This window comes from Sulfitobacter sp. W027, from assembly GCF_025143985.1.
Lineage (GTDB): Bacteria > Pseudomonadota > Alphaproteobacteria > Rhodobacterales > Rhodobacteraceae > Sulfitobacter.
This window is the reverse complement of the sequence record NZ_CP083564.1, coordinates 1,584,347-1,596,137: the sequence shown is the minus strand read 5'-3', so window position 1 is coordinate 1,596,137 and position 11,791 is coordinate 1,584,347. Positions and strand designations below refer to the sequence as shown.

8 protein-coding genes and 1 tRNA gene are annotated in these 11,791 nt (G+C 58.6%); 1 reads left to right on the top strand and 8 read right to left on the bottom strand.

All coding sequences use genetic code 11. The features are described 5' to 3' along the window. Positions 1-10: 10 nt before the first annotated feature. The 7 genes from proB to K3759_RS07745 form a co-directional block, all read right to left on the bottom strand. The gene (gene proB, locus K3759_RS07775) at positions 11-1,117 is read right to left on the bottom strand and encodes a glutamate 5-kinase (RefSeq protein WP_259985438.1); all 1,107 of its coding nucleotides are present in this window, start codon (positions 1,115-1,117) and stop codon (positions 11-13) included. Beyond that, positions 1,105-2,139, bottom strand: coding sequence for a GTPase ObgE (obgE, locus tag K3759_RS07770; RefSeq protein WP_259985437.1), 1,035 nt, complete (start codon positions 2,137-2,139; stop codon positions 1,105-1,107). The genes proB and obgE overlap by 13 nt, the downstream gene beginning before the upstream one ends. A 30-nt stretch (positions 2,140-2,169) precedes the next feature. Continuing rightward, positions 2,170-2,706, bottom strand: coding sequence for a GNAT family N-acetyltransferase (locus K3759_RS07765; protein ID WP_259985594.1), 537 nt, complete (start codon positions 2,704-2,706; stop codon positions 2,170-2,172). Between the two features lie 295 nt (positions 2,707-3,001). Further along, positions 3,002-3,271, bottom strand: coding sequence for a 50S ribosomal protein L27 (gene rpmA, locus K3759_RS07760; RefSeq protein WP_007119633.1), 270 nt, complete (start codon positions 3,269-3,271; stop codon positions 3,002-3,004). A 12-nt stretch (positions 3,272-3,283) separates the two neighbouring features. Next, positions 3,284-3,973 (bottom strand): 50S ribosomal protein L21, encoded by a 690-nt coding sequence (locus K3759_RS07755; protein ID WP_243263100.1) that lies wholly within the window; start codon positions 3,971-3,973, stop codon positions 3,284-3,286. Between the two features lie 205 nt (positions 3,974-4,178). After that, complete coding sequence (locus K3759_RS07750; protein ID WP_259985436.1) at positions 4,179-4,988, bottom strand: DUF2059 domain-containing protein; 810 nt, start codon at positions 4,986-4,988, stop codon at positions 4,179-4,181. Beyond that, positions 4,988-5,830 (bottom strand): DUF2059 domain-containing protein, encoded by an 843-nt coding sequence (locus K3759_RS07745; protein WP_259985435.1) that lies wholly within the window; start codon positions 5,828-5,830, stop codon positions 4,988-4,990. The genes K3759_RS07750 and K3759_RS07745 overlap by 1 nt, the downstream gene beginning before the upstream one ends. A gap of 145 nt (positions 5,831-5,975) precedes the next feature. On the opposite strand from K3759_RS07745, the gene K3759_RS07740 reads away from it, so the two are divergent. Further along, positions 5,976-6,065: transfer RNA gene (locus tag K3759_RS07740), tRNA-Ser, on the top strand. Between the two features lie 429 nt (positions 6,066-6,494). On the opposite strand, the gene K3759_RS07735 is transcribed toward K3759_RS07740, so the two are convergent. Continuing rightward, positions 6,495-11,648, bottom strand: coding sequence for a RecQ family ATP-dependent DNA helicase (locus tag K3759_RS07735; protein WP_259985592.1), 5,154 nt, complete (start codon positions 11,646-11,648; stop codon positions 6,495-6,497). Between the last annotated feature and the right edge of the window lie 143 nt (positions 11,649-11,791).

Below are 11,791 nucleotides of genomic sequence, written 5' to 3'. Positions count from 1 at the left end.
TCTCGCGCGCCTAAAGCGCCATGTCGTCCCGGTGGATCAGCGCGGCACGCCCGGGATAGCCCAAAACCGCCTCGATCTCCGCACTTTTATGCCCTTTGATCTGTCCGATTTCTTCTGCCGAATAGCGGCAAAGACCGTAGCCAATAGCGTGGCCCGTAGGGTCAAACATCGCGATACTATCGCCCCGCTCAAAGCTGCCCTCGACAGCCGTAACCCCCGCTGGCAGCAAGGATGTCCCCCTTGCCAAAGCTGCGACCGCGCCTGCGTCCAAAGTCACCCCTCCGCGCGGTTTCATTGCTGCAATCCAACGCTTGCGGGCGGCCTGCGGATCGCTCTGCGCGCTGAACCACGTGGCATTTGCCCCGGATTCCAAAGCCGTCAGAGGGCGCATGACAAAGCCATCGGTGATCGCCATCGCGCAACCCGCAGCCGTTGCGGTGCGCGCCGCCATCAGTTTGGTTTTCATGCCGCCTTTGGAGAGTCCCGAACCGGCATCGCCCGCCATTGCCTCGATCTCAGGCGTGATCGTATCAATGACGTCATAGCGTTTCGCAGTTGGGTCATGCGTAGGATTGGCGCTGTAGAACCCGTCCACATCCGACAGCAGGATCAACTGATCCGCCCCCACCGTCACCGCGATCTGCGCAGCAAGACGGTCATTGTCGCCAAATCGGATTTCATCGGTGGCGACCGTGTCATTCTCATTCACGATCGGCACCACACCGAGGGAGAGCAGTTGCTCCAGCGTTGCGCGGCTGTTGAGGTATCGACGGCGATTGGCGCTGTCTTCGAGCGTTACCAAGACCTGCGCAGTCGTGATGCCGTGGGGTGCCAGCACCTCTTCATAGGCGCGGGCGAGGCGAATTTGTCCAACCGCTGCTGCAGCCTGCGCCTGTTCCAACGCCAAGACGGTCGGCGGTAACCCCAGAACGCCGCGGCCAAGCGCGATGGAGCCCGAGGACACCAGCACAACATCGCAGCCCAACCCTTTGAGCCACAACACATCTTGCGCCAGTCCGGTCAACCAGTCCCGGCGCAGGTTGCCGCTTTCGCGGTCCACCAAAAGGGCGGAACCGATCTTGATGACGGCACGGCGGGCGGTGCTTAGGGTTGCCAAGTCTCTTCTTCCTCAGAGGTGCGGAAACGCAGGCGGTCATTGTCGATATTCTGGCGCAGGGTGCGTAGCACCTCGATGACGCCCTCACCGGCCACGCCTGACATCATCATGACGTCGCCACCGCAGGCTTTTTGCAATTCTTTTAAACGGGTTGCACGCTCTTCTTCATCCAATGCATCAACCTTGTTGAGCACTGTGACCCGCGGTTTCTCGGCCAGATCGCCGCCATAGGCCTCCAGCTCGCCGATGATCGTGTGATAATCTTCGGCCACAGTCTCGGATGTGCCGTCGATCAGGTGCAACAATACCGCGCAACGCTCTACATGGCCTAGGAAAAGATCGCCCAGCCCACGCCCTTCGGAGGCCCCTTCGATAAGGCCGGGAATATCCGCAACGACGAATTCAGTGTTATCGACGCCAACCACCCCAAGGTTCGGGTGCAGCGTGGTGAATGGGTAATCTGCGATTTTGGGCCGCGCGTTGGACGTGGCTGCCAAAAAGGTTGATTTCCCGGCATTCGGCAGGCCCAGAAGACCCACGTCAGCGATCAATTTCAACCGCAGCCAAAGCGTGCGTTCAACACCCTCTTGGCCGGGGTTTGCCCGACGGGGCGCTTGGTTCGTGGCGGATTTAAAGTGCAGGTTGCCCCAGCCGCCATTGCCGCCGCGCGCAAGCTGAACGCGCTGGCCCAGCTCTGTCAGATCGGCGATGACCGTCTCTTGATCCTCGTCGAGGATCTCGGTGCCCACGGGCACGCGCAGGATGATGTCGTCGCCATCCTTGCCGGTCCGCTGTTTGCCCATACCGGGTTGACCGTTTTTGGCAAAGAAGTGTTGCTGATAGCGAAAGTCGATCAGCGTGTTCAGCCCATCCACCGCCTCAGCCCAGACCGAGCCGCCCGTGCCGCCGTCGCCGCCGTCAGGCCCACCATATTCGATGTATTTCTCGCGCCGGAACGACACGCAGCCGCCCCCACCGCCACCGGATCGGATGTAGACTTTGCACAGGTCGAGAAACTTCATGGTCTTGCCTTTCAGGCACGGGAAACGGTCCTACAGCTTGCGGCTATAGGTCCATGTGGGTACGGCAGCATCGCGGGCCAAGCAATAGGTTTCCGCGTCGCCGAGATAGACAAACCCTGCATTGGTCAGCACCTTAGCCGAGGCCGGGTTGTCGTGAAAAACAGAGGCAAAGAGTGCGTCATTGCCCAATGGGTTGGCATCCACCAAAGCCTGCACCGCGTCAGAGGCCAGATGGGTGTTCCAGAAAGCAGGCGCGACCCAATAGCCGACTTCGGACTGGTTGCGGTCCAACCGGGTCAGGGAGATCACGCCCATCACTTCGGAACTCTCTGCGCGGGTGCCGTCCATGACCCAGACGTCCTCTTCACGGTCAGCAGACATGGCACGGGTGATATAGGCCTCAACACTGCCGGGCGGCAGCGGATGCGGGATCGAGGATGTCGCCTTGGCCACCCGCGGGTCGCTGGCGTACATCTCAATCAGGCCCATATCCGACCGGCGCACCGGGCGCAGGTCAAAACGCTCTGTCTCAATAACCGGTTGGTTCACAATCGCTTCCAACTGCATTGTCATGCTCCTCCTCCGAACAGACTGAATTGGGGGCCTCTGGCCAGATTGGCCGCCCCTGCCCCGATCAGGCGCAAACGCCGCCCCGAGGCTTTGATACATTCGACATATTCCTCCCTGCCGAATGTAACGACTTTATCAAATTTAGACCCACACCCTGAAAGGGCGGAAAAGCGGCCTTCCGGGTTTAAGCACCCTAAATCTGAAAACAAACACATGGGACTTATCCCGAAATAAGAAAAGGGACCGGCGGTATCGCCGATCCCTGATTTTTTCAAACCCTGTGGGGTACGGCTTATTCAGCGGCCTCCGCGCGCGGCAGAACCGAAATAAACGTGCGGTTTTTCAGACCCTTGTGGAAGGTCACAGCACCGTCGACGGTTGCGAAGATCGTGTGATCTTTGCCCATGCCAACGCCGTTGGCAGGCCAAAACTTGGTGCCGCGCTGACGCACGATGATGTTGCCAGGGATAACGGCTTCGCCGCCATATTTCTTAACGCCAAGGCGACGACCAGCTGAGTCGCGCCCGTTACGGGATGAACCGCCTGCTTTTTTGTGTGCCATCTCGGTCTCTCCTTAGCCTTTGGTCTTTTCTTTGGCCTGATCGACCCAGCCTTCGCGCTGGATCCGGCCTTTGAAAGACAGTTTCTCGTCAACTTCAGCGATATCCGCTTCGGTCCATGCTGCGATCTGCGCGAAAGATGTGATCCCCGCTTCGTGCAGCTTCTTCTCAAGTGCCGGGCCAACGCCGCTCAGCTCTTTCAGGTCGTCGGAACCCGCGTCGGCTTTCTTCGCCTTGGGTGCGGCTTTTTCGGCCTTCGCTTTGGGCGCGGCGGCCTTCTTGCTTTTGGCTGGCTTTACAGCGTCATCGGATTTGCCGGTGATCGCAGCAACAGCGGCAGCGCTTACGGAGCCGGTACCGATGGCAGCAGCAACGCCCGACTTCTCTGCGCCGGAGGCCAGAATGTCGGTGATTTTGATCAGGGTCAATTTCTGACGGTGACCCTTGGTACGCTTGGAAGAGTGCTTCCGGCGACGCTTGACGAAGTTGATAACTTTTTCGCCTTTGATCTGATCAACGACTTCGGCCTGAACGCCGGCATCTTTAACCATAGGCGCGCCAAGCACGGGGCTGTCGCCGCCGAGCATCAGAACTTCGTTGAACTGGACTGTTTCGCCAGCATTGGCCGCAATACGTTCAACCCGCAGCATATCGCCGGATTGCACTTTGTATTGCTTGCCGCCTGTCTTGATGACCGCAAACATGCGTCTTCCTTTTCTGTCATCCGCGTCCTGTGGCCCCCGGTGGGAGTTTGTGGATGACCTTCCAGCCAATCCGCCTCGAACAGCGCGCCCATGGGGCGTCATTAAAAATCAATCCCTAAGACGGATGACCCGCCGGGATGCGGGCTTATCTTCGGAATGACGGTGTAAGTCAAGCAGGTTTTCCGGCCAGGCCACGTGGTGGCCATCAGAGGCGTTCATCCACCATATTCAGGGCCGCGGCCCGTCCCAACGCGTAGGAGATATCCTCATAGGCCTTCCCGAAACCATCGAAAAGCCCTCGGTTCAAGGCGCGTCCTGCGTCGGTTTCGGCGAAGGTGGCATAATCCTCAATCTCAGCGTCGCTTAATGGGTGATAGGCCAGCAGCATATAGGCGTGCACCCAGACAGAGGTATCTTCGGTCACAGCATCGAGATCGGTGCCAATATCGGCGAGCAGGTCTTCGTCGCTGTCTTCCAGCGCCCCACCATCACGCATGCCGCGCAGGAACTGAAAATTGCTGTTCAATGCCGTGCTCACATTACGGTCGATCATATTGGCGGCATCTATCAGGCGGCGGACCAAAGCGATCCGGGGATCATGATCACCGGCCAGCACACCATAGTTTGCCCGCGCAATCAGTTCGACCTCACGGTCTGCAATGGCCGCACGCCCCGCGTTCTCCAGCGCGACGATCCGGCTGCCGAGGTCCGCGGAGTAAAACGCGATTGCCGTCTCTACCTCGTCAGGGGTCATCGTTTCTTCCAGCGCACGACGGACCATCTCAACCATGCGGCCAGCGTCGTGAATGCTCTCAACCTGCATTTGCCAGCCAGGACCGCCCTGCCCGCCAAGCATCTCTTGGTTCAGCGTCTCCGCATGGGATAGGCCTTCATCACTGAGAATTACCGCTGCTTCCTGAAGCTCCAACAGATCGACCAGCACAGTCATCCGCGCATCGGCCCATGCGGGCAAGGTCAAAAGCCACAGAAGTGGCGCCAAAATCCAAGCGCGCATCAGAGATCCTGACTGGGCTGCATGGCCGCAAGCCGGTTGGCCACTGCCTCGAACCGGTTGGCCATGATTTCATACTGCACGGCATTCATCAGCGTATAGACCTGCTGCATCTTGGGGTGCTCCAGTGCCTCGGCATAGGCGGCAAGATCGTCATCCGAAAAGGATTGATAGGTATAGGCCGCATTGGCCAGCGCATTCACCGCAATCTGAGCGCCCAGTTCATCGGCCTGCGCGCGCATCGCCTCGCGCAGATCAGGCTCTTCCATCTGCAACTCAATCACCCCCGCACCAGCAGCGGCAAGGAGAAAGCGTATCTGCACCTCCTGAATGGCCCGGACCGAGATTTCTTCGACATCGCTGGCAACATTGAGGCGCCGCAGGGTTTCCAGACGCGGAGATTCGATCCCCTCAAGGCCCGAGATGATCGCAGCACCGCTTTCCGCCTTCAGCCCATCATCCTCGGTCATATGCGCTTTGTTCTCAACCTCGACCAATCGCTTGCCGAGGTCGCTGGCATAGAACCCGGTCGCGTGATCCAGCAGATCGTCGCTCAGCGTTTCGGCCAAGATATCCATCGCCATGTCGTGCATCATCTCGGTATCAAAGACATCACCCACCAGCCGCGACCATTCTGAGCCGAAGTCTTCGGTCTCAAGCCCCAGCATCTCCGGAGCGGAATCGGCTGACAGACGGATACTATCCAAGGCCACGTCGAAGCCCGTGACCTCCAAAAACCGCTCCAAGGCACCGCGCTCCGCCGCACGCAGCGGTAGAGCGAGCGCAATGAGCACGATCAGTGCCACGACGAACGGGGCTGCAAGCAAGCGGTTTTGACGGAACATGGGCTGTCCTTTCGGAGAATTCTGCCCTTAAGCTTAGGCCTTCCTCACCCCGGCGCAATGAAAATCCCTTAACTTTCCCTTGATGCGCAAAACCCCTCTTGCCACTGTTGGCAAAGGCGACTAAACGGGCCACCCAGACCCCCGCGGAGAGGTGCCGGAGTGGTCGAACGGGGCGGTCTCGAAAACCGTTGAGCCTGCAAGGGTTCCCAGGGTTCGAATCCCTGTCTCTCCGCCACTATCCCCCTGATAAAGCTTATAAAAATGCGAAACCCGGGGCGTAGTGCGCCCGCTTCTCGCGCTGCTTCGAATGGTGAAAAGTGTCATACTATGACACCTTTTTCACCTTCCGACTGCGCCGACTATGCCCCCTCTGGTCGCCTACTATGACCCCTATCCTATGTTGAAAGCGCTTTACCACGCCGAGGCGTAGGACCGCGCTTACCGCCCCCAGACCCAGCGGCGCGGGCACCACGTCACATCATGTCGCTCCTGGAAGAGCACAGGGTGATGCAAGTAAAGTTCGAGCAGTTTGTGAATTCGGTATGCTTGGTCGCGACGAGATCAGGAATAAGTCGCCGCCGGGTCGGCCCCCATGGGAATTGGCGATCCAAACGACGCCTTCGGCCCTAAGCGGCCCTTTATCGCAAGTGGAGCGAACGACCGTTTAACCGCGCTGCTGGTCGTTCTGATCTCTTCCGGAAACCCTTTCAGCACACTTGACCTCTTCGAAGACCAGTTCAGGCACAACGACTTCCCAGTTAGCGCGTTTCATCAAATGATGAAAACGCTCATCTGCATCCTCTTTGCGCCAGCTTATGATGGCCGCGATCTCGCCAGAGACAAATTCCGTGCCAACTGGTGGCGCGAATGCTTTTGACATTCGCCCAAGGACACGTCTTTGAGCATCCTCAATCTGCCAGCGATCCCCAACTTTAGAGAGCCTGACTGGCGCACCAACCTGTGCTTCGGCGACCGCGGTATGAACAGCGTGCTGATCACCCTGGCGTCCTGCGAACGACAGATCGACCATCTTCATCTCGGGCGATTGAAAGAACCGGCGTGGGCCGGGGATTGTCGCCAGGTCGGGCACCACGTGCCGCGTGACCACGGAAGGCGAGACGGTGGGGAGGTATTCGTGATTGTCGTTACTCATAACGATCAAGTTGCGCCGCGCACGCGTCATAGCGACATAGAACAATCGCCTTGGCGCATCCTGATCTTCGTTTTTCGAGGGTCGTTCCCATCCACCGTCCATGATCACGACATCGTCAAATTCGAGGCCCTTTGCGCGGTGTGCGGTCAACAGTTTGAGGGCGCGCTGCTCGCCCCATGAATTCTTCGACCATTCAGCAAACCATTCGATCACGTCAGGGGTCGGGAGCGCTTTGCCGTCAACTTCGCGTGCAAGCTGGCCAAGTCCCTCGCCGATCCGGTTGGTCCAACGGCTTGCGGGTATCGCGTTCAGGGTTTCGGTCAGGTCGCCCACGCTGACCATGGCCCCATGCCTCGCGCGCAGGTTGCTTATAAACCTCTGCATTTCGCGGGTGCGCCATAAACTTGGCAGGTTCTCGTTTGCCATTTCGACGGGAATCCCCAGGGCTTCGGCGAAGTCGCGGACCGGCGAAAGCTTGCGCCAATCACGAGAAATGATTGCCGCACCCCTCCAACTCCAATCCGGGATCAATTTTGACAGGCGGATCATCTCGTTGACCGCAGCAAGGGCCTGAGCGTCATTTCCTGGCGGGCAGCCAAGAATCTGGACCCGCCCCTGAGCAACCGGGTCGAGGCTTTCCATGATACCCCCGACCGGGTCCTTTTGCCGCAATTGGTCGACGGTAATTCCATGCCCTGTTTTCATACGTTCCCGAGAACCTTCGATCACGGCGTTCGCTGCGTTAATAATGTTCTTCGACGAGCGGTAATTGTCGGTCAGAAAGACTGGTTTGGCTGAATAATCATGTTCGAATTGCCGAATGTGACGCACCGATGCCCCGGCAAACGCATAGATATTCTGGTCGTCGTCGCCGACCGCGAACAGGCTGATCCGTTGATCGGGGTCATCGATGCTGCGACCGGCCACCGCAGCGATCAAAGCGTATTCTTCGGGGCCGACGTCCTGATATTCGTCCACGAGAATCCAGCGAAACCCCTGGATCAATGTCTCTCGCAAGGCTTCGGCCTCTACTTTTTCCAGCCCGTCGCCACGCAAGAGACGTGCCGCATCGGTCAGAAGCGACTCGAAATCGGGCTCATCGGCCTCTGCCCGTCCGGCGAAACTCGCGCCAACCAACCGCATGGCCAAGGCATGAATGGTCAGAACCGTTACGAAACGAGCATCTTCGCCGATCAGTCGACGCAAGCGTTCCCGGATCTCGGCGGCCGCATGACGATTGTAAGCAAGCACCAGTATACCGTTTGGATCTTCGCGCCTGATCCGGACCAGATAGGCGACACGATGGACCAGCACACGTGTCTTACCCGATCCCGGCCCCGCGAGCACAAGCACATTGGTTTGTTCACGGTCGTCACGCACGATCTGCTCTTGTGTCGAATTCCCCAGATCGTCGACGATCTCGGCATAGGACTGAGGCGTTGCCTGCCGTCTGAACTCCGAAATTTTCCCCGGCATCCAAGCTTTCATGAAGTCGGACTGATCCATTGCAAAATAGTCATGCGCGAGCCGCTGGGCCTGATCAATTTCGTCGATGCCTTTGGTGGCATAAGCCGCCATCACGTGGGTCTGGACGGTCTGTTCGCTGTAGTGGTCTTCGAGCGGTGCGAAATGCTGGGTGGTAAAGCCGCCGCCTTTCGGGTTGATGTGCAATGTCATGGCTGAGCGGAACACGGACAATCCCTTGCCCAGCGTCACCACCTGCTGTTCGTGCAGCCACAGAAGCGCCCGGTCCATAAGCTTTGCCGGATCATTGACAGATGCCCGCAACAGCGCATCGCTGTTGATCGCTCCAAGAAGGTCGCCAAGCGTGGTCTCGACAGGAACATCTTTCCCACGGAGGCCGGACTGAACCTTGTTGATCAAGTGTGAAACCAACCGCTCTGCCGCCTGCCTGCGAAGCTGGGTGGTCTGATCGATTACTGCCCATGATCTTTGCATTCGCACCATGAGACTGCTTCGGGACACCTTGCGCAGGCCAATATTGCCTTTGCCGCCATCCATGTCGCGACCATCCTGCGCAATTCCACGGAGCAACCCCTCGACGATATCTGGCCGCACGGAGGCATGTCCCTGCTCCCGGAGGGCCTGTGCCACCGAGGCCAGATGGCAGGGCCAAGCCTCGTCGATATCCGCGTCTGGCGCTTGCTCTCTTAGGGTCGCGATCAGATCTGCTTCTAACCGGGACGCCGCTTCGAACCGTTTCGGCGAGGCATTCTCAACGCGCAGATGCACGAAGATGGTGATGTTTGTATCATCTTTTGCGATCCCCAGGGTCTCGAGATCCGCCAAGGCTTTGCGCACGCCCGACACCGTCAGCCCACTGACCCCGCAAAGCTCGTCCGTGGTAATGCCCTCTTCTTGCGGCGCGTTGATGATATGCTGCACGATGGCTGCCAGATCCTCGCGCCGCCGCTGGGTAATCTCGGCGGAGGCAAGGATCTCGCGGGCCTCTTGGATGCTCCTTATCCGGAGCGAGGCTGGAAAGACCTGCACCCGGTTTTCTTCACGGTTCAGAAGGTGCGCCTCTTCCAGCCAAGCGACGGCCGTCTTTACCCTTGTATCGTCGGTATTGCTGTCTCGCTGGAAATCCCGGTCTTTCTCCTCGTGAACAATTTCGCCCGGTGTAGCAACGATCTCACCGCCTTTTCTGGTCCGAGTATCAAGGCGCCGCAGTGCCTTCAGGATCGCGCCGATTTCATGCCGCGCGAGTCGAGACCGCGCGCTCAGGCTGAACTGACGATCGACATCTTCTGTATTATAAAGAAGGACGCAGCTTGCAGGATCGCGGTCCCGCCCGGCGCGACCTGCCTCTTGCAGATAGTTTTCCAGTGACCCGGGCACATCACCGTGAACCACCAGACGGATGTCCGGCTTGTCTACCCCCATACCAAAGGCGTTGGTAGCCGCGATCACGCGCAGATTGCCGACACGGAAGTCCTCTTGGATCTCGCGCTTGTCATCGGCGCTAAGGCCCGCATGATACCGTTCAGCGGCGATGCCCTGTTGTTTTAAGAACTCCGCCACGCGCTCGGTGGCGTTTCGGGTTGCACAATAGACAACCGCCCCGGACACACCCTCGCGCGGAAGCTGAGCCTCGATCGTATCGAGGATATCGGTCATCTTGGTTGCCCGCTGCGTTGGTCGCACTTGGAAGCTCAAGTTCGACCGAGATGCGCCGCCGTCGATCAAAGCCAGCTCGGTCCCCAACCGCTCTCTGAAATGACCTCGGATGTCCTGCACCACATCCGGCTTTGCCGTTGCGGTCAAGCAAAGCACTGGAGCCGGTTCGTCGCCTGAGCTTTCCTTTATAAACCGCGAAACGTATCGATAGTCGGGACGGAAATCTTGCCCCCATTTGGACACGCAGTGCGCCTCGTCCAGCACCCACAGCCCCACTTCACGCTGTGCCAAAACGGACCGAATTGTTGTGCTGCGCAGTTGTTCTGGCGAAATTAGCAGGATCGCAGCATCCCCAAGCCGCACCTTGTCGAGCGCATCCTGACGCTCGGGCAAAGACAAGAGCCCGTTGATCGTAACCGCCGACGAAATTCCGGCTCGCACCAAGCCCTGAACCTGGTCCGCCATCAGCGCCACGAGTGGCGATATAACAACAGTCAACGCCCCAGTCTTGTCGAACTGAGACAGCGCTGGGATTTGATAGCAAATAGATTTGCCCGTGCCTGTCGGCAGGATGCCTAATAGGCTGTCGCCGTCCATGGCCGTCGCCACGATCTTTTCCTGAAGTGGGCGTCCGCCCTCGTCGACCGGTTCCGGGCGGAAACTTGGAAAGCCGAACCAACGTTCGAGGGCACGGGTGGGATCGTTGTGCTCTGCGCAATAGCCACAGTGCGGATCACGGCAATTCGAGTCCCTCAGGTCTTTGACGAGCCGTGCGGCGTCACGGAACTGTGCTCGGACCCAAGGCGGCATGACAGAATCCCCACCAGCGACCGAAATCCAGGAAAGAGCATATGCCATCGGCCAGCCCAGCCCAGTGTCATGGAGCCGCTCGAGCACAGCTTCAACCTGCGCACGGCAGGCTGCCTCTTTCAGCAGCGTCCGGAGAACCCCGTGCGCTTCGGCTTCGGTCGGAATGGACGCCCCCCGCACATCGCTGAACAACCGATCAAATCCGTCGCTACTGGGTCCTCGGCAACATAGCCAGTGATAGGCCAGCAGTGTCTCTGGCGATGATTTGTTCAGCGACAAAAAAGCGTCGATCTGGTTGCGAAGGACCTCGAACACAAGACGCGCGTCGAACTCGGGATCGTTAACGTGACCACTTTGAAGCCGCCCATCGTGGTAGTGTTTAACCAGACGGTGATAGGGATTGCGCGGAAAAGCCAAAGGGTTGAGCCACAGCGTGTCGATCGGTCCGTCTGCGAGCTTTGCGAAGCGCGGCGACACCGCCATGAGATGTGGCAAGTCGTGGCGCAGAATATTGTGCCCAATGACATGGGAGAAGCCCGCGCAGAACAGGTCGAGTCTTTCAAACGCGGCCTTCGGGTGACCTTTCCGATGAACAATCCCCCCCCCTTCACCTTCCGGCACGGCGGCAAAGGCGAATATTCGGGCTTCTTTAGGATCGACCTCCAAATCAATCGACAGACAGCGTGACAAGATTTCGGAATGGTCCCGCGGCATTTGAATGCCGATATCACCCGCTGAGTCGGCGTTTGATTTTTCAGGTTGCTGTGGCCGGGCGCGGGAAAGGGCTTTCGCTATGCCTCGGGAAATTATGTTCTTCATACTGGCAAGTTAGTGTTCATTTCTAAGGAGCGGAACCA